Origin of the sequence: Streptomyces meridianus (genome assembly GCF_023703325.1) — a bacterium.
GTDB classification, from domain to species: Bacteria; Actinomycetota; Actinomycetes; order Streptomycetales; family Streptomycetaceae; genus Streptomyces; species Streptomyces meridianus.
Genome location: NZ_JAMQGM010000069.1, coordinates 14,018 through 39,424 on the forward strand (window position 1 = coordinate 14,018; position 25,407 = coordinate 39,424).

Genomic DNA, 25,407 nt, shown 5'->3' on the forward strand with positions numbered 1-25,407 from the left:
GCCTCCCGGCCCGGGGCGCGCCAGGAAATCCTTGAGGCCTGCGAGAAGTGGGCCGGCTGCTCCACCTCCTTGAACGGGTTCGGTCGGGTACCGGCCGAGGGGCAGCCCGGCCCTCTCAGCCGGCGCTCACCGGGAGGAACGGGCTCGGTCGTCCGCTCCATGACACGTGCAGCACCTCGCGGGCCCGAGTGCAGGCCACGAACAGCAGACAGCGCTCCCGCAGCGTGTCGGATTCGTGCTGCAGCCGGTCGACCTCGAGCGGTGTGATCTCCCGCGCGAAGGGCATCGCGCCCTCCGTCACCCCCAGCACCGCGACACACCGGAACTCCAGCCCCTTCATCGCGTGCATCGTGGCCAGCCGTACGCCCTCCGCTTCCGGACCGGGTCCGTCCTTGACCCGCACCACGGGAATCCCGGCGGCCGTCAGCCGGTCCCGCACCTTGTCCAGCGTCAGGTTGAAACGCGCGCAGACGGCGATCTCACCCGGCCGGATGCCTTGCGCGGTCCATTCCTTCACCCGTTCCACCAGGGCGGCGACCTCGGCCTGTGCGGAGCTGTGCCCGCCGGTGTGCGGCCTGCGGCCGTGCAGCAGGGAGCGGTATCCGGACAGGTTGTCGTCGCCGTCGCCGCCCAGGTCCTCGACCGTGACGGGTGTGAGGATTCCGGTGGACCAGGCCAGGATCTCCTCCGTGCTGCGGTAGTTGATCCTCAGCCGGAACGCGCGACCCGTCACGGGGATGCCGAGCGAACCGAGCGACACCCGGGAGTCGTAGATCCGCTGGTGCGGGTCACCGGTGATGAACAGGTCGTCGGGGCCGGGTGCGACGGCCGCACGCAGCACCCGCCACTGCGCGGGATGGAGGTCCTGTGCCTCGTCCACGACGACGTGGTCGTAGCGGAGTGGGTCGGGGCCGCGGTCGCCCAGCAGCCGGGCCGCCTCGGCGCACACCTGCAGATGGGTGTGGACACCCTGTGCGGTCAGCTCGGCGGTGAAGGCCTCCATGGCGCGCCACACCCGGTCCCGCTTCAGGGGACCGAGGGCCGTGCCCCGGCCCCGCCGCGTGGCGCGCAGGTACTCCTCCGGGGTCCGGATGTCCTGGGCCAGGACGACATGCCGGTACTCCTGGGCGAGGAACCGGTCGGTCCACGGCAGGTCGAGGCGCCTGCACAGGCGCTGCCAGGTCTGCCGCTCGTCCCGGTCACCGATGGGGGAGGGTGCGCGTCCACCTGTCTCCGTGACGATCCGGTGGGCGTAGGCGTTGACGGTCGTCACCTCGACGCGCGCCAGCTGCTGCTCGTCCCCGTCCAGCAGCAGCGCCAGGTTCTCCCGCAGGGCTTCGGCGAGCGCGTTGGTGAAGGTGGTGAGCATGACGCGGCTGTCGGGGGAGCGGGACAGCAGATGCCTGACGCGGTGCAGGGCCACCACCGTCTTGCCGGTTCCCGGACCCCCGGTGACCTGGACGGGACCGTTGTACGACATCCGGTGGGCCACCCGCCGCTGTGACGGGTGCAGGAAGACCCGCCAGGCCGCGAAGGGCTTCTCCAGGACCTCCGCCAGCTCGGCCGGTCCCGAGACCAGGGTGATGCGGCTGCGGGTGTTGGCGATGGCGGCGGCGAGGTCCTCGGTCGCCTCCGGCGCCGCGTCGGCCGGCCGCCGCGCCGCGACGACGTCCCGGTAGACGTCCTCGGGGGTGAAATCCTCCGCGAGGTACTGCAGCACCTCGAACTGGTCCTCGGGCAGCAGGGTGCCGAACGCCTCGAGCTGGGGCTTGTCGACGATGGTCCGGACCGCCCGCAACACCTGTGCGTCGACGCCGAGTTCGCGGAGCACGGTGTCCGAGTGCCCGGCGAACAACAGCGCCGGCGCATCGGCCGCGGCCTTCTCCAGCGCCGGGGTCAGCTGCTCGATGGCCACGACGTTGCGAACCTCCAGGGCACGGGTCGCGGTGTTGACGGTGTAGAGACGTTTGGCGGCCCAGGTGTACGCGTCGTCGTGCGGCACCACGTTGATCAGCAGGAAGACGTCGCTGCCGTCGTCGGGTGCCAGGACGACACCACGCCAGAAGTCGTTGACGCGGATGGTCCGCATCCGCGGATCGCGCGCCTTGTCGACGGACTCCAGGTGCAGCCCCTTGTCGGCGTGGAGTTCGGCGATGCTGAGGCGCTCGAATTTGGCCATCGCCTTGCGCACACCGGCCTTCACCGGCTTCTGCAGTGCGTCATAGCTCTCCCAGAAGCTGTTGGCGAAGGCGAGTTGCGGCACTGGGACTCCTCATCGAAGGGGTGTACACGTGATCATACGTTCGCACGTACGCCCATAAGGCCGGAACATCCCCCCGGCGGTACGTCCGCCAACTGCGGTGCACCCGACGTCAGCCGGCGACGAGCCGCTGTGCCAGCGCATCGATCGCGGCGAGAAGTCCGACAGGGGGCACATCGAGGTCCAGGGCGTGCTGATGGATCAGGATTCCGGCATGCCGGACCCGGTGCGCGGTATGCCCGGCGTTGCCCTTCGCGTAGACCAGATGCCCCTCCGGCAGGCCGAGGGCTGTGCAGTAGGCCAGCATCTGGTAGAGGTCGGCGTCCGGGTAGCCTTCCGGTCGCTGGGCTTTGTACTTGGCGTCGACCACCGCGCGCGGCCTGCCGTCCGCCCCGTACGCGACGAGGTCCGGCCGGATCCGGATCGCACGCGCCTCGTCGAGGTGGTGCGGATCCTGGAGGCGGCACGATCGTCCGCCGCCGGTCAGCGCCTCGCGGAGGGCGACCGTGACGAAGTCCTCGAAGAGTTTGTTCATGTCGAACAGGAACCCGTCGATCCGCAGCCGCCCCTCGGCGTGCTCGACGGAGGCCCCCGCCAGGACCGCCTGCGCGAGGTGAAGGGCTTGGTGGTAGCGGGCGTTGAGCCGGGTGGGCTGCCATGCGGGCAGGGATGGGCCCCGTCGCAGCGGGGTGACGTCGGCGAGCCGCGCCCGCTGGTGCATCAGGCGCCGCCGCACGTCCCCCCGGATGCCGGGCAGCCGCAGGAGTCGTTCGACCGCGGCGCGCAGCAGGCGGTTCTCGGCGATGTCCCGGGTGAAGTCGTCGTAGTGGATCTCGACGGGCAGGGTGGCGCCGAAGTGACGGCGGATCTGCTCGGCCTCGCGGATCCGGCCGCGTACGACCGTTGCCCGTTCCTCGACGGCCTGGTAGCCGAGCAGCAGGCCGTGGCCGAGGGCGCGTTCGACCTGGCGCTCGAAGGCGTGGGCGAGGGCGGGCAGCACGTCGCGATGCTCGGCGACATCGACCTCTCCGTGCCGCCAGATCCGGGGGTTGAGGCCGTAGCCGAGGAGGAAGAACAGCCGGGCGATCGGCACCTTGGGGGTGATCCGCACGGTCACCGGTTCTCCGCCGGGCACCGGTACGACCACCGCGCCGACCTTGCTGCCCGCCCGCAGCCGCCAGTTGCCGGGTCGGTCGGGGTCCGGTGCGGCGTCCACGACACGTGCCCCGGCGAGGGCCCGGGCCGCGTCGTCCGGGAGGGGCACCGAGACGGCCGGGGCGTGCTCGACGAGTTCGACGACACTCACGGCGCCGGCTCGTCCGGGTCCTGGCGGGTGCCGATCGCGGCCCGCAGCACCGGCAGGCCGTACCGCTGCCCGATGTCGATGCCCTCGCCGTAGTGGTGCTCCTCCAGCAGCGGGAGGATCTTGGTCCGCCAGGTGCGCTCGAGACCGCCCTCCCGGAACACGCCCTGCTTCATCAGATACGAGGGCCCTATGCGGAAGTCGTGATCCTCTATACGGGAGTTGAGGGCGTCGAGGAGGTCGGCGGGCTCCGCGTCCCGGTCCTCCCGGGCCAGCCAACGGCGCAGCAGCCCGCTGGTGGGCTCGGTCCGCGGCGACAGCTCGACGAAGGCGAACCGCCGGCGCATGGCGGCGTCGACGAGTGCGATGGACCGGTCGGCGGTGTTCATCGTCCCGATGACGAAGAGGTTGGGCGGGAGCGCGAAGTCGTCGCCGGAGTAGGTGAGCCGCACGGACTTGTTGCGGTACTCCAGGAGGAAGTACAGCTCTCCGAACACCTTCGCCAGGTTGGCCCGGTTGATCTCGTCGATGACGAGGAAGTGCGGGATGTGCCGGTTGCCCTCGCGGGAGGCCAGGTCCGCGAGTTCCCGCAGGGGGCCCGCGGTGAGCCGGAACGCGACCTCGCGGGTCTCCGGGTCCTCCCGGGGCCGGAAGCCCTCGAAGAAGTCCTCGTAGGAGTAGGAGGGGTGGAACTGCACGAGCTTGACCTGCTCGAGGCCGCCGCCGAGGAACTCGGCCAGTTTCAGGGCGAGATACGTCTTGCCCGTGCCCGGCGGGCCGTAGAGCACGAGCTGGCGGTCGTCCCACAGCAGGTCGCGCAGCTCGCGCAGCCACGCCGCGTCGTGGACGAGTAACTCATCGGCCAACGCCGCTTCAGGAACGGGGAGTTCGAGTTCCCGGCGGGCCGTGATGACGGGGGCCTCCCTGCTGGGGTCCCGCTCGGCGGCCGCGGTGGCATCCGCCAGCTCCTCCTCGCTCAGGCCCAGCGCGTCCACCAGTGCCTGCACCGAGGTCAGATCGACCACGTCGTGCTGGGCGGACAGTTTCTGCTGGAGTTCCTCCGGCAACGCGTCGTAGGGGTAGCCCTCGCCCTGCCACTCCACGGGGCGCCGGAGGTTGGCACGGCCGTCGTCGGAGGCCGTCTGCTCGGCGGGGCCGGTGAGCTGCCCTACGTACAAGGTGCCGGACGAGATGCTGCACACCGTGTCGCCTGGCTTCATCCGCGACAGGAAGGCGTGGAACGCCTCGACCAGTTCCATTTTCTGGTTGTAGGTGGCCGTGGACCCGTAGTCCTCCTCGACGGCCGAACGCAGACGGTCCTTGCTGATGCCCTGCTCGATGCCGGGGCGCAGGTGTCTCGCCGAGAGGGTCACCAGACCTTCGTCCAGCCACATGCGCTGGACCAGATCGAGTCCGGAAACGTTCGAACCTCGCACGAGCCAGGCGTGGTTGGGTCCCCAACTCATGTCCTCGATGAAATCCGCCAGCATGTGCCCGTCGGCTGTCTTCCACTCCCCCCATCCGTTGGAGCTCCGCCCGAGAAGGACTCCGGAAGCGGCCGAGGGGGAGTTGCAGGTCACGTCCGTAGTGGTCTCCAGCCATCCCGGCCAGGTCGCGGACCGCCGCATCATCCCGTTGTTGATCAGCTTCTCCCGCAGCCGGTACGAGGACGGCATCCCCGCGGCGAACGACGGAACCACATCGGGGCGTGCCGGCGATCCCGCGCTGATGACGAACTTCCGGCTTCCGTTCGTCCCCTTCTCGGCCAGCAGCCGGCCCTTGGCCACCGGTCCCCCGTTCGGCAGCCGCAACAGGAACTCGGGACAGTCCTCCGGCATCGTTCTCCTCGCTCTCCGGCATGGGCACTGTTTCCGCACAGTACGCGCAGAGAATGACATTCCAGCGGCCAACGCTTGAGTGAACAGCGACAGTTGGGAAGCCTCGGCTCCAGCCGGCACTTCTGTGCCCGACGAGACGGGGGCGCGTACCCCTCACCCCCCGCCGAGGACCGGTCCGTCGCCGTAGAGGGCCGCGAGGTCGATCAGCAGCAGGTCGCGGCGCCGGGCGGCGGCCCGCTGCACGTCGGGGTGGAACCCGTGCAGGGAGTGGAGGGCCAGGGACGCGTCCGCGGTCTCGTGGCCCAGGCCGGCCAGCAGGCCCCGGATGTGCTCGAGGCGTTCGACGTCCCGCATCCCGCGCGGCTGGATCGTCGCCTTCGCCTCGCCGACGAGGGCGACGCGGGTGTGCGCCGAGCGGGGGCGTTCGCCCGGTGCGAGCGCGAGGACGTCCACCTCGTGCTTGGTCTTCGCCGCCGGGTCGGGCACGTCCGTGGAGCCGACGGCGCCGATCCGCAGTGGCGCCTCGTCGGGGGCGAAGGCGCGGGTCCAGTGCCGTGCCAGCTCCTCGAAATGCGGACCGAGGATCTTGGACTGGAAGGTCGGGCGGGACTCCCGCCATGCGTCCGCCGCCCGTCCGTGCTCGACCATGTCCACCAGGGGCAGGGTGATCAGCTGGTTGAACCGGATCACCGGATCGGCGACGGTGATCACCGGATTCCGGGCCTTGAGCAGGTCCTGCTCGCGGCGCAGGTAGCCGGTGGACTCCAGCACCTCCAGGGGTGCGACCACGGCGGAGCGCTGCCGCTCCAGCAGGCTGCCGATCCTCGCGGGGGTGGAGGCGCCCCGGGCCACGGCGGACAGCAGGTCGTAGTAGAGGGTGCGGCGGGTGATCCGGGGGTCCTCGCGCAGCAGGAACTCGGCCTCGACGCGGGAATAGAGGGCGCGTCCGGGATCCAGCAGCGTGCGCTGGATCCAGTCGTCGAAGTCCCCGGTGCTCTGCGGTACGGCGCCGGGCGCGAGGGGCCGGTAGCCGGGGGCGCCGCCGAGGCAGGCGTCGACGAGCAGCGCGGTCCCGGGGTCGTCGACCTGCCAGTGGGTGCGGGCCGTGCGGTAGTCGAAGGCGGGCAGGCGCAGGTCGAGGACGGCGCGGCCGCGCAGTGGCCTGGTCCCCGACAGCAGCTCGCTCATTACGCTCATCGCCGAGCCGCACAGGACGATCCGCCCGCCCGGCGCCTTGCGGGACTGCGAGCGGTCGTAGAGGAGTTGCAGCAGTCCCGGGATCTCGGGGGAGTGCTGGAGCAGGTAAGGGAGCTCGTCGATCACCAGCAGCGGGGCACCGGGCGCCCGGTTGACCACGTCCAGGGCGGTGGACAGCACCTCCTCCCACCCGCCCAGGCGCAGCGCCCGCGCCGGCACGCCGGCGTGGGCGGCGACGGCTTCGCTGAAGCGCTGGAGGGACAGCACGCGCCCCTCCTCCTGCACGGCGGAGAGGTACAGGCCCCCGGCGGCCTCGGTCAGCGCCTCCAGCAGGAACGACTTCCCGTTGCGCCGCCGCCCGGACATGATCGCGATCCGCAGCTCGGGTGCGGGGTCCTCCACGAAGTCGTGCAGCAGTCCCCACTCGCGCTCGCGGTCCAGCACCCGCGCGGGCTTCTCCCAACCGTCTCGTTCACCCACACCGGCCTCGATCCTGTTCGGGCACACCTGAACTGTTTGTGTTCAGATCAACCCTAACAAGATTGGTGACTCTCAGGGACCGCGGGGTCTTGTCCCAGGCCGCGTCAGAGGTGGCTGAGTACGTTGACCACTCGGCCGTTGGGGTCGCGGACGAAGAAGCGGCGCACGCCCCACTCCTCGTCCTGAAGGGGGTGTACGATCTCCGCGCCGCTCTCCTGAACGGCCGCGTAGACCGCATCGACGTCGCTCACCTCGACGCTGATGTCGGGGATGACGGGTGCGGTCTTGTCGTCGGTGATGAAGCTGATCTGGGCCGTCGGATGGGTCGGGGAGGCGAGCGTCGAGATCCAGCCGAGGTTCATGACTTCGTGGAAGCCCAGCCGCCCGTAGAACTCCCGGCTCTGCTGCACGGACTCCGACTGGATGTTGGGCACTACACGGTGAATGGTCATCGACAACTCCACGTGAGGACGACGGTGTCTTCGGCAGTCCCTACGTCTACTACGACGTATCGGCCACCGCACGCACTTCGTAACAATGGGGCCTGCCGTCGCCGGACACCGGCCATTCGGGGCGACCTCGCCGCGCAGTGCTGCCCCAGGGCGATGCGGCAGGGCGGTCGTAGCCGGGGTAGGGGTCGTCGCCGATGTCCGCGAGCCGCGCACCGATGCCGCGCGCCGCCGCGATCACTGGTGGAGCCAGGCGGTCGAGGTCCAGCCTGCCGGATCGGACCACCGCCCCGACCGCCGCGACCGGTTCGCCGTCCACGAGGACCGGGCTCGCGACCGAGCAGGTGCCCAGGGTCATCTCCTCGCGCGTCGTGGCGAATCCGCGTTCCCGCGCGCGCTGGAGGTCCCGCCGCAGCCGCCCCGGTTCGCGGATCGAGTATGTCGTCGGACGGCTCAGCGGCCGTCCGAGATGCTCGTCGATGACATCGGGGGATGCCCAGGCCAGCAGCGCCTTGCCGACGCCGGTGGTGTGCAGGGGCAGCCGCCCTCCGGTGCGCGAGACGATCGGCACCGAGCGGTGGCCGGTCAGCTTCTCCACGTACAGCGCCGTGCCGCCGTCGTGCACGGCGAGATGGACGTTCTCCCGCGTCGCCTCGTACAGCTCCTGCATGAACGGCATGGCGACGTCGCGCAGCCGGGTGTGCAGGCCGCTCAGCAGCCCCAGCTCCAGCAGGCGCAGCCCCACCCGGTACGTGCCGTCGTCCTCCCGCTCCAGGGCGCGCCAGCAGCTGAGTTCGCGCACCAGACGGTGGGTGGTCGGCAGGCTCAGATCCGCCCGCCGGGCCAGGTCGGACAGGGTCAGCCGCGGGTGCTCGAAGTCGAAGGCGTCGAGGATCGCCAGCATGCGTGAGGCCACGGTCCGGCCCGGCTGACTGGTGTTTCCGGCCATGTGCTTTCCGCTCAGTGAAAGACAGCGCTGTGCGGGAAGTGTGTCACGCATCACCATGTCGGTCACCCCGACGAGGAGAGACAGCATGTCGTCAACGTCCCCGAGTTCTCCGGCGTCCGCCTCCGGCACCGCGGCGCCACGTGACGCGAAGGGCGGCTTCTGGCCCGTCCTGCTCTGCTGGCTCGCGGTCGCGCTCGACGGGTACGACCTGGTCGTGCTCGGCGCGGTGATCCCCAGGCTCACCGAGACCAAGGCCCTGGGCTTCGACGCCGGTTCGCTCACCACCGCGGCCACGTTGGGGCTGGTCGGCGTCGGCATCGGCGCGGTGGCCATCGGACCGCTCACCGACCGGTTCGGGCGCCGCGCCGGCCTGATGGTGTGCATCGCGCTCTTCTCGGTGCTGACCTTCGGGATCGCGTGGGCCCCGAACGTCGCCACGTTCGTGACCCTGCGCTTCCTCAGCGGCCTGGGTCTGGGCGCCTGCCTGCCGACCGCCCTGACCTACATGACCGAGTACGCGAGGCAGGGCCGCCGAGGTTCGGCCGTCACGCGGATGATGACCGGCTATCACGTGGGCGCCGTGCTCACCGCCCTGCTCGCGCTCGTCGTCATCCCCCGGTTCGGCTGGGAGGCCATGTTCGTCGTCGGCGGCCTCGCCGGACTGCTCACCCTCCCGGTGATGTGGGCCAAGCTGCCCGAGTCGTCGGCGTTCCTCGAGGCGCGCGGCAAGACCGCCGCCGGGCCGGCCGAGCAGCCGGTACGCCCGTCCGCCCTCCTGCGCGGCCGGCTGCTGCGGGTCAGCATCGGCATCTGGATCGCCTCGTTCATGGGCCTGCTGCTCGTCTACGGCCTCAACACCTGGCTCCCGCAGATCATGGGCGCGGCCGGCTACTCGCTCGGCGACTCGCTGGGACTGCTGCTCGCGCTCAACCTCGGCGCCGTAGCCGGCCTGCTGCTCGCCGGAAGGGTCTCGGACGCGCGCGGCAACAAGCGGACCGTGCTGCTGTGGTTCGGCATCTCGGCGGTCTTCCTGGCGCTGCTGTCGGTCAAGCTGGAGTCGACAGTGCTGGTGTACGCCGCGGTGTTCCTCGCCGGGGTGTTCGTGTTCAGCGCCCAGGTGCTGGTGTACGCCTTCGTCGGTCACCTGTTCGCGGCGGAGGTACGGGGCACCGCCCTGGGGCTCGCCGCAGGTGTCGGACGCCTCGGTGCGATCGTCGGCCCGTTCCTCGGCGGCATGCTCGTGAGCGCGGGAATCGCCTATCCCTGGGGCTTCTACGCGTTCTCGGTCGCCGCGGTGCTCGCCGTCCTCGCCCTGCTGGCGGTGCCGGCGCAGCTGCGGGAAAGTGACGCGTGACGGCGCCGGAGTTGCCTGCCTGCTGAAGGAGTTGACCTGACCGCCCCTGGTGCCGAATCCGGTACCGGGGGCGGCGGTGTGTGCGAGCCCCGTCGTCCAGAGGCGCGGTCGGCCGTCGACGGCGCCCGGAACCGACACACGGTGGAATGTGTCCTCAGCTTCCGAGTGCGGCGCCGGGCGAGAAGCGAAGGACGGAGCGACGTGAAGTGGCGAGTTCGATGCCGCGTCGGTGCGATGGCGGGGGCGACGGTGGCAGCTTGCCTGACCGCCGGACTTGTCGGCTGTACGTCCTCGACAGGCCGAAGGGAGAACGCTCCCGGTCCCGCGGCCGTAGAGGTCACGGTGGTCCGTGGCGACCGGACGTACCCCCTGACCGTCGAGATCACAGAGTGGGAGATGAGCCCGCACCCTCAGGTTCCCGAGAGAAAGCAAGCGGTGCACTTCGGCTATCGCTCGACCAAGGCGGAGCCCTTGCCGGAAGCTGTGGTGGAACTCGCGGCGTGTGCCGTGGACTCCGCGGACGTCGTCCTGCTGTGCGACCACATCACGGTGCACGACGCACCCGGAGATCCCCGGGTGGCAGAGGGCGACTCCTGGATCGGCGCCGGATCCGACAGGGATGTGTCCGACACGGTCGCCGTCGTTCTCCTGCCCGATCAGCTGCGCGGCGACCTGTATCCCCCCGGCGATCCCAAGGACGACGACGGTTACGTCCCGCCTCGTACCCCCAGGCCCGGCGACCGGCTGCGCCTCGGCTGATCATCTGCGTCTGGAGGCCGGTCTCGGCGAGGCACCTTCAGGTGGGCCGAGCGCCCGGGTGCGGACGGTCCACGTTGCCGCCCTTCGCAGGAAAAGCGGCTGTTCTGGATCCTGTTGGGCGTCGACGCCTTCGCGCCGGGGCGCAACCTGTCCGGTTCTGCCGGGTTACGCGCGCCCGCTCGATCGGGTGATTCAGGGACGTACCGGTGTTCGCGTTGTGATACGCCCCTACGCTGCCTGCCACGGGACCTGGGCGAATGACACGGGGTGGTGGTCGGGGTGGCACTGACAGAGGTCGCGGACGAGGGGCGGCGGCCGGAACCGCCGGAGGACGAGGACGGGGCGATCGACCTGTTCCGCGCCGTCGGCAAGCAGATCAAACTCCTACGGGAACGCGCGGGCCTGACCCAGCGGGAGTTGGGGGAGCGGCTGGCGTACGGCGAGGACCAGATCTCCTCCCTGGAGCGCGGTCGACGCACCCCGCAACCGGAGTTCCTGGACGCGGCCGACGAACTGCTCGACGCGGGCGGCCTGTTGAAGGCCGCCAAGGACGACGTGGCACGGGCGAAGGCGCGGAGCCGGGTGAAGCATCCGGCGTGGTTCCGCGACTACGCGCGCATGGAGGCGGAAGCCGTTGAGGTTCACTACTACAGCAACCATGACATCCCCGGCTTGTTGCAGACGGAGGCGCGGACCCGGGCGCTGTACGGGATGCGCAAGCCGCTGCTGGATGACGAGACCATCGAGCAGCGGGTGTCCGCACGCCTGTTCCGACAGGAGATCCTGACCCGCTGGCCGGCCCCCATCGTTTCCTGCGTCATCGAGGAATCGGTGCTGAGGAGGCCGGTCGGCGGACAGAAGGTCAACCAGGGTCAGCTGAAGCACCTGCTCAGGGCCGGGAACATGCGCAGTCTGGAACTCCAGATCATGCCGACGGAGCGGACTGAACATGCGGGAATGGGCGGCCCGTTCATCCTGCTGACTCCCAAAGGGAGACCGCAGGTGGGGTACGTCGAAGTCCAGAATTTCAGTCGTCTCAGCACGGAGGCGGAGGACGTCCGTATGCTGGCCGCACGATACGGAAGCATCAGGGCTCAGGCCCTCACTCCGCAGGAGTCCCTGGCCCTGATCGAGAAGATGCTGGGAGAGCGATGAGCACCGAGGGCGCTGTGCCACTCGCCTGGTTCAAGAGCAGCTACAGCGGCAATGAGGGCGGCGAGTGCGTGGAGATCGCCGTGGCGGCCGACGCCGTGCTGGTGCGGGACTCGAAGGACAAGGAAGGGCCCCGGCTGACCTTCGGGCGTGCTGAGTGGTCGGAGTTCCTGCGGTTCGCAGACCAGCACTGGGGCTGAGGCGCCGAGGGCGGTTGCGACACGCAGCCGCCCCTTCGCCTTGTCAGGCCACGTTGTCGGGGGTGGCGACTGGCTGGGGAGCTCGGTCGGTCGCAGCGTGGGGGCGGGAGGTGAGACGTCGCATCCTCGCGCCGAAACCGCCGTACTCCGAGTCGAGTGCCGCCAGTTGAGACCGGAGCGCCAGGAGAGCTTCGGCCATCGAGTCGAATTCGGCTCTGCGCTGGACCGCCTGGGCGTCGGCCTCCTGGGCTTCGGCGTTCAGGCGCGCCGTGTTCTCGGCGAGAGCGTCCCGGGCTTCGTCCCGTGCGGCAGCGGCCGTGCGGACGGCGGCTTCGCGTTGCTTCTCCAGGTCGGCCCGTTGCCGGGCGATCAGCTCGTCGATCTTCATGCGGTCGACATAGGTGAGCTGCCTGGGGGCCCGCTCCTCGGCACGGCTGAGGTGGAACCGCCGGAACTCGGTCAGCGCCTTGACGCGGTGTTCGCCGATGCCGTTGACGTGCACCCGGCGCCCGTTGGCCGTGTGAATCCAGTAGACGGAGCCGCCACGGCCGGTGGGCCCGGGACCCTGGCTGAATCCGGTGAAGTCGGCGGCGGTACGGATGCCGCGTGCCGCGAGGTCGTTGATGAGCACCTTGGCGAGCCCGTTCAGCTCCTTCGCGTTGAGCGGGGCCCGTCGCAGAGCGGCATCGATGTACTGACGGCGCAGCGCGTCGAGCGTCTGACGTTCACGCATCTCCCGGTCGCCGTCGAGAGCTCGGAGAGCCGCACCTACGGTTTCGTGCGCGCGGCCCTCCTCCCGCTCGGCGCGCTTCACTGCCTTGTCATGGTGGCGCTGCGCGTGAACGTGGGCTCGCGCCGACGTGTTCTTGCGCTTCTGGTCGGCCAGCTCGAACGACTTGCGCGCCTTGAGCAGCTTGCGGTGAGCGCGGATCGACTCGCGCAGCCGTCGCCGCTCGGCGCGGATGCTCGCGCGGTCGGACGTGGGCGTGGTGAGCGGAGGGCTGTCCTGCGGGGTTGCGTTCATGGTCCTGGCCTATGGGGTCATGAGGCCCGCCGCACGTGGTGAGCTGTGCGGCGGGCCGGAGGCAGACGGGATATACCGGCCCACTGTTCCGCTGGGGGCGGATCAGCGGACCGGGGTCGGTTCAGGCGCTGCTGGGTTGAGCCGGGTGACGGGGGCCGTGGCCGGGAGGTGGGGTGAGGTCACTGGTGAAGTTCTCGCCGTCGACGAGCGGGGTGTCGAGCGAGACCCCGGCGGCGGCCATCCGGTCGTAGAGGTCGAGGATCAGTTCCTTGGTGCGGTAGGAGCCGTACTTCGCCTCGTCCTTGCGCTTGACGATGGGGAACGTCTCGAGGATGTAGTCCACGTCGTCTCGGGCGATGCCGTAGAGGTGGAAGAACAGCGCGTCCAGCTCGGCGCGGATGACCGCGCGGCGCTCCTCGACCCAGCGGAAGGGCATTCCGGTATCGCCGGTATCGACAGCAAAAGGAGTCATGTCATCAGCTGTATATATTAGTTCAATCAGTCGCGGGGCCAACCAATCGCGAATGGGTGCACCGTTGATACGTGCATGAGTGTACGTATCCCACGGAATTGCTGGGAGTTGGTACGTGATGAAGTCCGACAAGTGAGTTCCGCCGAGGCGGAGTCTATAGAGATAGTCGAATGCGAAGGAATTGAGGTTTCCGATTAGTAACCAGGAGTCGTGCTGTGGAGGGAGAATCACTCGGATTGTGTAGTCGGTCGCAACGCGCGGCAGAATGGCGGCAATCATCGTGCGTTCGTCCGTCGAACGCGCAATATCTCGAAATCCGATAAGCCAGGGATGTTTCCAGCTCCCGAGATCTTCACTTAGTCGCTGCTCTGAGGTGAGATGGTATCGCGTAGATGTGCGGAAATCTGGCTCGCGACTGATTGTGAAGGTAGAGGTATTTCCGCTTGGGTTGTATGAGGAATTTCTGTGATCGAAAGCGTGAAATAATTTTCCTTCGTACATTCGGGGCCCGTTTGATCGCTCCTCCGCCACGTGGGTGCAAAGGTTCAGCCCCTCTGTCTTCCCGAGATCGTATATACGCCGCACTCGGACGCCGAGGCTGGGAACATGGAGGTTGTTGGAGCGTAGAAGGTGGCCTCTCCGTTGTACCGACAACGAGATCTCGGCGTCGCGACGGGTTCGGAAGATCGGGCAGGTGCCGGTGTTGGGGTTGAGGAGGCTGATCTCCTCGGGCGTGAGGGTGAAGCGCTTGTCCGCCGCGTCGAGTTCGGCGGGATCGTGTAAGAAGAATGCGAAGTTGGCTGCGGGTTCACGAACGGTGCGACCGGCGAGGGTCAGCAGGCTGAACTTCATGCGCGAGTCCACCGCGGGGAACAGGCCGCTACGGTTCTCGAAGTCGTACAGCGAGGCGAGCGATCCCTGCTGCACGAGGTCCTTGAAGAAGAACTGCGTCGTGGCGTCGGTGGAGATACCCGTCGGGACGATCACGCCCGTACGCCCCGTGGGCCCGATGAGGTTGCGGTCGGTCTCCGCGAAGACCGCGTAGGTGTTGATGTCACCGCGACCGGTCAGCGGATAGCGCAGCGAGGAGCGAAGGAACTGGCTTTCGCCCTCGGCTCGGCGCTTGGCCGCCGTGAAATCCGCGAACAGCTCGGGGTTCTCGGTCGGCAGCTCCGCAATGAGCCTCTTGCGCGCGGCGGCGTTCGGGGCGGTGGCGATGGCCTGGTCCCGCTGGGCGAAGAACTCCTGCTCCTGGAGCTTGATGCGTTCCCATGGCGGGTTCCCCAGAACGCAGGAGAAGCCGCCGGCCCAGCCGACCGACGTGTCGACGTCGGCGTCCGGCTTCGCGGGGACGTGGAAGACCTCCGGGAACTCCAGGTGCCAGTGGAAGAACTTGTACTGCCCGGCCAGGAGCGCGATCTCGTCGCGGGTGGCCGCCGGTATGCCGCCGCCGGGGTTCTGGAGGTCGCGGAAGACGCCTTCGGTGACCGGGGTCGGGGCGCCCTGGACCTTGGGCCAGACGAAGGCGGCGCACCAGGCGTCGGCGACGTTGAGGGCGCGGAGGTATTCCGCGTCGGTCTCCAAGCCGCGGAACCGGCTGGACTGGAGGCGGACGTCCCGCAGGGTGTCGGCCCGCGAGGTGGTGATCTCGCGCGCGGTCGTCGCGAACGCGGTGTTGGAGAACCAGATGCGCTCGTCGGTGGTGAAGCTGAGCTGGCCGCCGCGCTCGGCGGCGTTCCGCTTCTTCAGCGCGGTCGTGATCTTCTTGTCGTCGCCCTCGATGGGCTTGAAGGCGTCGTCGGGTATGCCGCCCGCCAGGAGCGCCGGGGTCGTCCCCAGCAGCGCGTTGCCGTGCTTGATGTGGGCGTCCAGGAATCCCAGCGGCTTGCCCGGCTCCAGCGCCTCCAGCCACAGGGAGACCTTGGCGAGTTCGACGGCCATGGGGTTGAGGTCCACGCCGTAGACGCACCGCGCGACGACCTCGTGCAGCGCGTGCCGCACGGCGTCGATCGTCGGCTCGGGGTTCTGCTCGCGGACGGCCGCCACCCGCTTGGCGATGCGCCGGGCCGCGGCCACCAGGAAGTGGCCGGATCCGCAGGCCGGGTCGCAGACCGTGAGGTTCAGCAGCTCCTCGACGATCGCCGGGCCGGCATCCGGCCGGCCGGACCGCGTCGCGCGGATCTCGCCGCGCTTGACCGCGTCGTCGATGACCGGGTCGAGTGCCGAGTCGAGCAGGCAGTCGATGAGCGACGAGGGCGTGTAGTACGAGCCGGTCGTCTTGCGGGTGTTGCCCGCCAGCTCGACCAGTTCGAACGTGCGGTCCGTGGCACTGTGCCGGGGCACCAGCTCCAGCAACGACTCGTAGATGGAACCCAGTTCCTCGGCGTCCAGGTGCCGGTAGTCGATGACCCGGTTCCGCCTCGAGCCGGTGTCGCGCACCACCGACAGGGCCCGCACGGCCCCCAGCAGCGGCTCGTTCGACAGGGCGAGACCGTGGAGCACCTTGTCGGTCTCGGTCTCGTCGAAGAGGCCGCCGAGAGCGGGCAGCCCGAGATCCGGGCACCCGTCGTCGTTGCCGAGCGCGGTCAGCACGAACCGCAGCGCCTCGTACAGGTCGCCGTGGGACGTGCCGCGCCGCCGCTGGGCGTGCCGGCGCAGCCGCGCGGTGGAGAAGTACGCCGCATAGCGCTTGGTGGCGCGCGCCTCCGCGTCCGGCTTCAGCAGCACCTCGCGGTCCTCGGCCACGAACAGGAACAGCAGCCGGTAGACCAGGCGCAGCAGGGCGGTGTGGAAGGTCGTGACGTCCAGCGTCTCGCGCAGTTCGCGGTTGGCGGGGTGCCGCAGGAAGCCGGTGCCGAGCATGGTGATCGCGCTCTGGACACCCTTGCGGAGCTGGTCCAGCGCCCGGGTGCCCGAGGCGATCGCCTCCGTGCGCCACTTCTCCAGCCGGCAGGCCGACGGCGCGGCGTCCTCGCCGACCTCGAACCTCGACACGTGCAGCAGCCGGTAGAGCAGCACGAACTCGCTGAACAGCTCGCCGTCGAAGATCGCCTCGAGGTCGAACTCGACGTACGAGGCGGTGGCCAGTGCGCTGGAGTCCCGCAGCAGCCTCACCTGGCGGCCGTTGGTGAGCGTCCCCCACAGGTGTGCTTCCGTGCGGTTCAGGCACTCCTGGAGCATCGACTGCGGCGGGACCGTGCCGGCTCCGCCCGGCCGCCGGTCCAGGTCGGCGTTCCACGGCGTCTGGTGCACGAGCACATGTGACCAGCGGTGGGAGACGCCGAAGAGCTTGTCCGGGTCGGAGTCGGCCACAACACCGCTTCGGCCCATGGCCGTGAGCCGGCCGAAGCCGAGCTCGCGCCACAGCGGCGCCAGCCAGTCGCTCCCGGCGAGGCCGGTCGGATCACCCGCCGGGGCACCGGTCACCGGGTCCTCGGGCAGACGCCCCCGCAGGTCGCGCCAGAGCGGCTTCAGGTACTCCCAGCTGCGCTCCGCCTCGTCACGCACCGAACGGGACGACGGCAGGCCGTAGTCGGCGGGCCCGGCGCCGGGGACGTCCCTGCCCTCGGAGATGCGGACGAGCATGTCCGCGGGGATGAGGCCGCCGATGGTGTGGACGGCGGAGAAGACCTGGTTGCGGGCGGTGGCAGACATCAGGCGCTGACCTCTCCGGACGCGGTGGCGGGCAGGTAGACGTAGGCGCCGAGGACGTCGGCGGGCCGCTGGGCGGTGACCTTCAGACCCCGGACGATCTCGTCGGAGGCCCGGCGCACCCGGCGGTGGGACGCGTCCAGCTCGGCCGCCAACTCGTCCCCGTACGCCTCCACATGGGCGGCGGTGAGGTGCAGTTGGTCGAGGATGCGGGTCATCGTCCGCTCGCCGAAGTACGGGTCGGTGTTCTCGGTGGCGGTCGCGTCGAGGAGCGCGGCGGCCTGCTCCTGCGTCAGCCACTCGGCGTTCTTCGGCGCGCCGCGGAAGGCGAGCAGCCGGGCGTCCTCCGCCACGAGCTGCCTCTCGCCGCTGCGGGACGGCAGGGTGAGGTGGAAGCGGTAGCGCACCAGCAGCAGCGTCGTGCGGGTGGTGACGGCGTCCGTGGTGATGACGCCGCAGCGGCGGGCCGGGCGTGCGCCGTCCGCCTGCACGTCCAGAGCGGCGTTCAGGACATGCCCGGCCAGTGCGCCGACCACCGGGTCCGTGCGCACCAGGGCAGCCTCGCCGCGCGCCACCGCCGGGTCGGTGCGGAATGTGATCGGGCGGTCCTTCTCGATGTTCTCCGCGCCGACGGCCGGCGCGAGCGCGTCCCGCAGGCCCGCCGGGGCGCCACCGACCTGGGCCGTGAAGTCGCTCCCGCCGAAGCCCGAACCACCCTCGCGCAGGACGCCGCCGAGCGCGCCCAGCGCCTCGCGGACGAACGTGGCGATCTCGCCCGCCCCGCCCAGCGCCTCACGCACCGAGGCGACCTCGCGGGCCACCTCCTCCGGGTGGATCGAGCGCTGCGCGAACCGCGACCGGGACGCCTTCTCGCGCTCCGCGGCCGAGTTCCAGTCCTGCTCCAGGTCACCGAAGCTCTGCTGGAAGGCGTCCGAGCCGAACAGCGTCTGCTGCTCGCCCTCCCGGCCCCGCAGCAGCAGCCACTCGACGATCGCGTCCGTGACGCCCGTCGACATCTCGTCCGGCACCGAGACGGAGATGCCGAGGTCCTTCTTGATCTGGCGGTGCTTCCGGATGAGGACCTCGAGGACCTTGCCGTCGATGCCGTTGTCCTCGCCGTACAGGGTGATGACGCGGACCTGGTCCTTCTTCTGCCCGTACCGGTCGACGCGGCCCTCGCGCTGGTCGTGGCGGGTCGGGTTCCAGGCCAGGTCGTAGTGCAGCACCGCGTCGAAGTGGTGCTGGAGGTTGACACCCTCGGACAGGCAGTCGGTCGCGACGAGCACCCGGCGGGCGGCCGCGTCCCCGCCGGCCTCCGCCGCCAGTTCCTCGATGCGCTGGACGCGCTGCTGCGGGGAGAGGGTGCCGGTGACGGCCTTCACGACGGTCTTCGCGCCGAGCGGCCCGCGTTTCTTCGTCTCCGGGTCGTCGGCCAGCTGCTCGGCCAGGTATTCGGCGGTGGGGATGTAGCGGCAGAAGACGATGGGGTTGTACCCGTCGGCGAGCAGTGCCTTCAGATGCCGGATCAGCGCCTTCAGCTTCAGGTCCTCGGCCGGGCCCTCCAACGCGGCTGCCCGCTCCGCGAGTTCGGCGAGCCGGTTGCCGCTGTGCCGCTCGGTCTCCGCTCCGGGCGCGACGTCCATGCCCTCCAGGGCGTCGCTGTCGGCCGAGTCGCTCGTGAGCGGCGCGCCCAGCCGGTCCGCCTCCTCCGCGGAGGCGGCGACGGCGGCGGCCGAGCGGGTGCGCAGCGTCTGGGCGGCGGCGCGCGGCGAGGAGACCAGCGAGCGCAGCAGGGCGATGGCCGACCACCAGGCGATCCGGGCCTCCCGCTTCCCCTTCGTGTCGGCGGCCTCGACCCGCTCGCTCGCATACGCGATCGCGTCGTCCAGCAGGGCGCGGTAGGCGGGGGACAGCTTGTAGGTCTCGTCCTTGAAGTACCGGTCGGAGGGGAACGCGGTCTGCTCGGCGAGCCTGTCGTCGCCGAGGCCGTCCGCCTTCGTGAGGTACTGGCGCACGTCGGCCCGCTTGCGCGCCACGAAGTGCCGGGCGAGGAGCTTGCGGCCCCGTTCGCTGTCCAGGTCCACGTCCGCCAGCTCCGGCCTGACCAGGCCGAGCAGGTTGCGGAACGCGGACTCCTTGCCGGAGTGGGGCGTCGCCGTGACCAGCAGCAGATGCCGGCCGGCGTCGGCCGAGACCCGTTTCAGGAGCTCGTAGCGCAGCTGGTTCTGCGTGCTCGTGGTGGTGTCGTCGGCGGCCACGCACGTGTGGGCCTCGTCCACGATCACCAGGTCCGGGCAGTGGCGCACGAAGTCGTCGCGGTGCCGGGTGGACTTGATGAAGTCGGTGGAGACGATGACGTGCGGATAGCGGTCGAAGAGGGACTGACCCAGGTCCAGGCCGCGCTCCAGCCGGGAGACCGTGGAGGCGAGGACGAGTTCGGCGTCGATGCCGAACTTGCTGCGCAGCTCGGCCTGCCACTGCTCGGCGAGCGCGGGCGAGCACAGCACCGCGAGGCCCCTCGCCTCGCCCTGCGCGAGCAGTTCACTCGCGATCAGGCCCGCCTCGACGGTCTTGCCGATGCCGACGTCGTCGGAGATCAGCATGCGGACGGTCTGCTGACGTAACGCCATCAGCAGCGGCACGAGCTGGTAGGCGCGCGGCTCGACGGCGATGCCGGCCAGGGAGCGGAACGGGCCCGCGCCGGAGCGGAAACCGATGCGCAGCGCGGTGCGCAGCAGCCCCGCGGCGCGCTGGTCGCCGAGGTCGGACGGCTCGGGGACGGTGAACGTCGCGCCCCTGACGTCCTCGAAGGCGGGGAAGACGGCGGCGACGTCGTCGTCCGCGCCGCCGAGCGGGCGCAGCACGAGCAGGTCCGGGGCGCTTTCGGGCAGAACCACCCATTCGCGGCCGCGGGCGGTCACCAGGGAACCGGCGGAATACATGACTGTCATGAGGGTCCTCGTCGTAGCGGTGAGGTGATCGGCCGTCAGCGGCCGGACGTGCCGAAGTAGCGGGGGTGCGCGGCGGCGATGACGCCCCAGTCCGCGTCGTGCGGGAAGCGGACGACGTCCCAGCGGGCGTCGAGGAGACGCTCCTCGGCGTCCTCGTCGCGCAGCGCCGTCGGCTCGGTGCCGGGCAAGTCGACGAAGACGGCCAGCCGGACGTTGGCCAGCCGGTAGACGTAGTCGGCCTGGGCGTTGGCCTCGGTGATCAGCGTCCCGCCCGCGTCCGGGAGGTTCAGGCCCCGGGCCCTGAGCCAGGTGAGGAGATCGTCCTGGGCGACGGCCCCGCCGGCGTCGCCCGCGGAGGTCTCCACGGCGGTCGCCACCTTCGCCCGGTCCAGCAGCCGCCGGAACTGCTCGGTGCGCGACTCGCCGCGCTGCTCCCGCTCGGCCGCCGCCGACGCCAGGCGCAGCAGCAGGTCCTTCACCGTGTGCCGGTCGAGGTGCGGGTGGTGGAGCTGGTTGCCGTAGGTCAGCAGGCAGTCGTAGCAGCCGAGGGCGCACGGGCGGTCCGGGTGCGGGCCGCCGGTGTCGTTGCCGTCGGCGTCGAAGTGGCAGATCTCCAGTGCCTTGGCCGCGGCCTTCGCCAGCGCGTCCGGCTCCGACTGGAGGCGGCGCAGTACGCCCGCCCCGCCCTCGGCGGCCTCGGTGAACAGGATGCGGCCGCGCGGACCGTCCTTAGGCGGCAGGAGTTCGCCGTTCAGCTCGGCGTCCTCCAGTTCGAACGCCGCCTCGATGCCCCGTTCCAGCGCGTACATCAGCGACAGCGCGACCGGCTCGTGCAGCGGCTCGTCGAGGGTGACGACGAGGATGTTGCGGCGGTCCTCGACGAAGGGGATGACGCGCTTCTTGCGGCGGCGCTCGTGGCCGTCCGCGTCGACGACCGGCAGCTCGCTGGTGTCCCCGGACGCCTCGGCGGCGTCGCGGTCGTTCATCCAGCGGCCGTCGGCCAGGTCGAGCCAGTAGCCCGCAGGTTCGTCCTTCTTCGCCCGCACCCGGCCGGTGTTGGTGATCCGCACCGTCGCCGAGTCGCCGTAGGCCACCGTCGCGATCCGCCCGCCCGACGCGTCGGTGACCGTGGCGTCCTGGCGGCCCGTGCGGGTGCCGTGGTCCTGGAAGCGGTAGGAGGTCTCCAGGCGGAAGCCGGCGCGGCGACGCTCCTCCTCGTCGGACGAGATCCGCTCGCGGCGGGTGGTGTAGACGGTGTGCAACTGCAGCAGGCCGTACGTGGCCGCGCCCAGCGGTTCGCCGCACATCTCGCAGCGGTCGGCGCGGTCCTTGGGGTCGTGGTGGTAGCCGCACTGCGCGCAGCGGCGGCACTCGCTCGTGGCCAGGTCACCCGAGGCGTCCGGCGGCAGCTGGGTGCGGGTCACCTGGTAGCGGGCGCCCTCGTGGTAGATCAGCGCGCCGGGGCCGAACTCCCGGATGGCGAGGAAGCGGGGGCGCTGGAGGTAGTCGCCCTCGCCCCTGCGCCCGCCGACGGTGGGGATGTAGGCGGCCAGCGGCAGACGCGGGAAGGAGTACCCGGGCAGGAACCCCTCGGAGGCCAGGTAGCGGTAGGGGTTGAAGTCGGAGAGCACGGACTTGCTGTCGGCGCTCTCGTTCATCAGCAGGTTGAGCTGCGTCTCCGCCTCGCGGCGGCGGGTGTTGGCCCGGATGCGGTCGCCCTCGGTGAGGGTGTAGTCGAGGCGGCGCCGGTTCTGGATGAACTGGTCGTCGAGTGCCGCCCGGTACAGGTCACGCCACCGCCCGAAGGCCGCGTCGAACCGCTGCGGCACCGTGCGGACCTGGTCCTGGATCCACTCGTCGTACCACCACGTCGTCTCCGCGAACTGCCGGAACAGCGGCGACAGGACACGTGAGGCGGCCTCGACCGTGCGGCGCTGCGCGTCCGTGTCGAGGGACGCGGCCTCGATCTCCGGCAGCAGCTTCAGCTCGGGCCGGGGACGGTCGCCGGTCTCCGGATGGGTGACGTCCAGGACCTCCGGGACCGCGCGCCCCAGCTTCAGACCGGCCTCGGCGATCCAGATGCCCTGCAGGTGGGAGAGGACCAGGTCCTCGTTGGCCAGGTCCAGGCGCGGCGGGGCCACGGCACCGGCGACCATGCGGTCCGAGCGGCGGAAGTAGTACTGGTCGTGGCTGTTGCCCGTCGCGCAGTACGTCGTCACGAGCGCGGGCTGGCCGCTGCGCCCGGCGCGCCCGCTGCGCTGCGCGTAGTTGGCGGGCGTGGGAGGGACGTTGCGCATCATCACCGCGTTGAGCGACGAGATGTCGACACCGAGCTCCATGGTGGGGGAGCAGTACAGGAGCTTCAACTCCGCCTTGCGGAAGGCCTCTTCGCGCTGCTCACGCTCCTCGGGGGCGACCTGGGCGGTGTGCTCGCGGGCGAACAGGCCGGCGAGCTCGGCCGCGGCGTTCCGGTACAGGTCGCGGAAGAAGGTGTTGACCCGCGGCCCGTCGCCGCTCTGGTAGGTGCGGGTCAGCGGGTCGTGCGCGCCCGTCTCGCCCTTCCCCGCGCGCCATATGAGGGACTGGGCGGCGACGCGGTAGCCGGTCGGGGCGGGCCCGGTCGGGCGGCGGTGGCGGCCCGCTCGCTGCGGGGCCTCGGCCACCTCCTTCACCAGGCCGGCCTTCGCGAGGACCTTCAGGAGTTCCGCGATGACCAGCTGGAGGTCGTCCTTGCCGAGCTGGAAAGCGCTGTCGGTGCGCATCAGGTACTTGCCGAACTTGCCGCGCGCGGACAGGAACAGGCTCGTGCGGTCCATGCCGGGGCGGGACGGGTGCGGATAGGCGACGGCGGCCCGGGGCTTGTCGGCCCCGGACAGCACCCACGGTCCGGTCAGGCGTTCCTCGCTGGCCCGCTGGAGGGAGTCGAAGTCGTCCCGGAAGTAGGAGACGTCGATCGCCAGGGCCCGGCGCATCTCGTCGAGGAGCGCCTTCATGATCTCCGCGCGCAGGGCGGGATCGGCGTCCCGCAGCACCCGGTGGGTGTCCGTCCAGCGGTCCTGCTTGCCCGCGACCCAGTGCAGGTCCTCGTAGTCGATCTCCAGCAGGCCTGTCTGCTCCAGGTTGGGCATGGTGATGCGCCAGCCGCGCTCGAGGTCGAGGTAGAGGCGGAAGGCGATCACGTCGCGCAGGGTGCGGGCGGCGTTGCGGGCCAGGGAGGGCGGCAGGTCGCTCTCGCCCGTGTAGTCGAACGGGTCGAGGCCGATGGCCCCGGCGACGGAGGAGGCCAGCTCCTCGTGGTGCAGGCCGTCCTCGCCCGCTTCGAGAGCGGCCCGGTAGAGGGCCCCGCGCAACTGTGTGACCTGGACGAAGTCGTTGAAGTGCCCCGCCTGGAGGGAGGCGTCCTGACGGTTGTCGACGAAGGTGAGGAGCTTGCGCGCCTCCTTGTCGAGCGCCTCCTCGGGCACCGACGTCAGGGACCGGACGACCGTGGCGGAGATCAGGGACGTGGCCGAGGAACGACCCTCCTGGGACAGGGTCGCGAGCTTGGCGAAGTCGCTCGCACGGGTCTGCTCGTACGAGACGCCGCAGTGCAGACAGAACAGGAAGGGGGACGGGATGAACGCGGCGTCCAGTTCGCCGAGCCCCTCGCGGCCCAGCGGGTCGACGGTGACGGCGCGCGGAACACGGTCGCGGAAGGACTTCCTGACGACCTCCTGGCCCTTGTCGTCCAGCTCCAGCCAGGACTCGGGAAGCCGCCGGTCCACCACGGCCTGCTGCGGGTCGGACGGCCAGCGCCGGTCGGGGTCGACGTAGAGGTAGCCGTCGCCCTGGCGGCCACCGGTGGCGACGGTGTCGCGGCGCGCCTCGTAGCGCACATCGCCGTCCCTCTCGTTGCGCCAGACCGTCAGGTACTCCTGGCCGCACTCGCGGCAGAACGCGAGCGGTATCAGCAACTTGCCGCCGCTGCCGGGCTGTTCGATCTGGTAGGAGCGGGTCAGATGACGAGTCGCCTTGTCCTCGAACGTGACGTGGACGGTGTCGCCCTTGGACAGGAACTGGTGGAGGCGGAACGCGAACAGCGGGCGCTCGGTGACGGGGTGGCGTGCCTGTGAGCCTGCCTCCAGGGTGGCGCGTATCGCCGCGACGGCCTCCCTCTCGTCGACGCCCGACCGTTCGGAGAGGTCCTTCGCCGCGTCCTCGATCTTCGCCGGGCGCTGACGGACGAGCCGGCCGGTGTCCGCGTCGGCCGCGAGCCCGAAGCGGGTCTCGATCCAGCGGGCGAGCGGGTCGCGGACCAGGTCGGGGTACGCGCGGGGCGCGGCCGAGGTGAGGCGTTCGGCGGGGACTGCGTCGGGCGCGGGGCCGGTGGCGCGGATCAGGGTCTCGCCGATGACGTGCTCGGGCCGGACGGTGGTGCCGAAGAGCGTGGAGGCGACACCGGCGACGACCCGCCGCTGGTCGTCCAGGGTGCCTTCCGTCGACATCGTCGCGGAGGTGCCGATGCACTGCAGACCGGTGGCCCGGCATGCCTCCCGCACGCGGCGGACGAGGAGGGCGACGTCGGCGCCCTGACGGCCGCGGTAGGTGTGGAGCTCGTCGAAGACGAGGAAGTCCAGGCCCCGGGCCATCGCGATGAGGCTGGCGCGGTCGGCCGGCCGCGTCAGCATCAGCTCCAGCATCACGTAGTTGGTGAGCAGGATGTCCGGCGGGTTGTCGCGGATCTCCTTGCGGCGGGCGTCGTCCTCCTGGCCGGTGTAGCGGGCGAACGTCACCGGCTCGCGGCCCTCGCCGTACCCGTCGCGAAGGTACTTCTCCAGCTCCTTGAGCTGGCTGTTGGCCAGGGCGTTCATCGGGTAGACGATGATCGCCCGGACCCTCCTGCGGGCCTTCGCTCCCTCGCTCTCGCGTTCCCGGAGCACGCGGTCGACGATCGGCACGATGTAGGACAGCGACTTGCCGGAGCCGGTGCCGGTGGTCAGCACGTAGGAGGCACCGGAACGGGCGGCGTCGACCGCCTCGCGCTGGTGCCGGTGCAGGGTGAGCGGCCGGCCGTCGCAGACGGTGCCGCCGGGCGTCTTGCCCGCCTGGAAGATCCGGGCGCACTCCTCGTGCAGGACCTGCTCGGACGCCAGTTCCGCGACCGTGCCGGCCGAGGCGAAGAACGGGTTGAGCGACAGCCAGGGATCGGGCCACTGCGACTTGGCGTCGAGGTCCTCCCGGACGAACGCCGATATCCGCTCGTCCCGGATCACGGTGCCACCCTGGGTGAAGTCCCGGTAGTCATCGATGAGTTCGCTGTGGAGCCCGAAGACGTCCATCCCGGGGCCGGCGGGCCGGGCCTGCGGCGTGCGGGCGTCGCCCCGCCGGA

General features: G+C 70.5%; 14 protein-coding genes. 4 read left to right on the plus strand and 10 right to left on the minus strand.

The window, feature by feature from the left end:
* Positions 1–115: 115 nt before the first annotated feature.
* The 6 genes from M1E25_RS24885 to M1E25_RS24910 all read right to left on the minus strand — a co-directional run bounded on the left by M1E25_RS24885 (position 116) and on the right by M1E25_RS24910 (position 8,563).
* Positions 116–2,263 carry a UvrD-helicase domain-containing protein gene (locus M1E25_RS24885; RefSeq protein WP_251419460.1) on the minus strand — a complete coding sequence of 716 codons (2,148 nt, stop codon included), beginning with the start codon at positions 2,261–2,263 and terminating at the stop codon, positions 116–118.
* 109 nt (positions 2,264–2,372) lie between these two features.
* Entirely contained in the window at positions 2,373–3,566 is a 1,194-nt protein-coding gene (locus M1E25_RS24890; RefSeq protein ID WP_251419462.1) for an McrC family protein, read from the minus strand.
* Positions 3,563–5,401 carry a DUF4357 domain-containing protein gene (locus M1E25_RS24895; protein ID WP_251419463.1) on the minus strand — a complete coding sequence of 613 codons (1,839 nt, stop codon included), beginning with the start codon at positions 5,399–5,401 and terminating at the stop codon, positions 3,563–3,565. The genes M1E25_RS24890 and M1E25_RS24895 overlap by 4 nt, the downstream gene beginning before the upstream one ends.
* 153 nt (positions 5,402–5,554) lie before the next feature.
* Positions 5,555–6,964: an ATP-binding protein gene (locus tag M1E25_RS24900; protein ID WP_251419483.1), complete on the minus strand. Its 1,410-nt coding sequence runs from the start codon at positions 6,962–6,964 to the stop codon at positions 5,555–5,557.
* A gap of 218 nt (positions 6,965–7,182) precedes the next feature.
* Positions 7,183–7,530, minus strand: coding sequence for a VOC family protein (locus M1E25_RS24905; protein WP_251419465.1), 348 nt, complete (start codon positions 7,528–7,530; stop codon positions 7,183–7,185).
* Positions 7,531–7,579: 49 nt separating this feature from the next.
* Positions 7,580–8,563, minus strand: coding sequence for an IclR family transcriptional regulator (locus tag M1E25_RS24910; protein WP_251419467.1), 984 nt, complete (start codon positions 8,561–8,563; stop codon positions 7,580–7,582).
* Between M1E25_RS24910 and M1E25_RS24915 the strand changes: the two genes are divergently transcribed.
* The 4 genes from M1E25_RS24915 (at position 8,562) to M1E25_RS24930 (ending at position 11,941) form a co-directional block, all read left to right on the plus strand.
* Positions 8,562–9,830, plus strand: a complete 1,269-nt coding sequence (locus tag M1E25_RS24915) for an MFS transporter (RefSeq protein ID WP_251419469.1) — start codon at positions 8,562–8,564, stop codon at positions 9,828–9,830. The genes M1E25_RS24910 and M1E25_RS24915 overlap by 2 nt on opposite strands.
* A 435-nt stretch (positions 9,831–10,265) precedes the next feature.
* On the plus strand, positions 10,266–10,589 hold the full coding sequence (locus M1E25_RS24920; protein WP_251419472.1) for a hypothetical protein: 324 nt from the start codon (positions 10,266–10,268) through the stop codon (positions 10,587–10,589).
* 285 nt (positions 10,590–10,874) lie between these two features.
* Entirely contained in the window at positions 10,875–11,744 is an 870-nt protein-coding gene (locus M1E25_RS24925) for a helix-turn-helix domain-containing protein (protein WP_251419485.1), read from the plus strand.
* Positions 11,741–11,941: a DUF397 domain-containing protein gene (locus M1E25_RS24930; RefSeq protein WP_251419474.1), complete on the plus strand. Its 201-nt coding sequence runs from the start codon at positions 11,741–11,743 to the stop codon at positions 11,939–11,941. The genes M1E25_RS24925 and M1E25_RS24930 overlap by 4 nt, the downstream gene beginning before the upstream one ends.
* 43 nt (positions 11,942–11,984) lie before the next feature.
* Here M1E25_RS24930 and M1E25_RS24935 read toward each other — a convergent pair whose 3' ends face one another.
* The 4 genes from M1E25_RS24935 to M1E25_RS24950 all read right to left on the minus strand — a co-directional run bounded on the left by M1E25_RS24935 (position 11,985) and on the right by M1E25_RS24950 (position 25,357).
* A complete protein-coding gene (locus M1E25_RS24935) occupies positions 11,985–12,965 on the minus strand; it encodes a hypothetical protein (protein WP_251419475.1) in 981 nt (326 codons plus the stop codon).
* A gap of 121 nt (positions 12,966–13,086) precedes the next feature.
* On the minus strand, positions 13,087–17,091 hold the full coding sequence (locus M1E25_RS24940) for an Eco57I restriction-modification methylase domain-containing protein (RefSeq protein WP_251419477.1): 4,005 nt from the start codon (positions 17,089–17,091) through the stop codon (positions 13,087–13,089).
* The gene (locus M1E25_RS24945) at positions 17,091–20,039 is read right to left on the minus strand and encodes a DUF8741 domain-containing protein (protein WP_251419479.1); all 2,949 of its coding nucleotides are present in this window, start codon (positions 20,037–20,039) and stop codon (positions 17,091–17,093) included. The genes M1E25_RS24940 and M1E25_RS24945 overlap by 1 nt, the downstream gene beginning before the upstream one ends.
* A gap of 35 nt (positions 20,040–20,074) precedes the next feature.
* Complete coding sequence (locus M1E25_RS24950; protein WP_251419481.1) at positions 20,075–25,357, minus strand: DEAD/DEAH box helicase family protein; 5,283 nt, start codon at positions 25,355–25,357, stop codon at positions 20,075–20,077.
* Between the last annotated feature and the right edge of the window lie 50 nt (positions 25,358–25,407).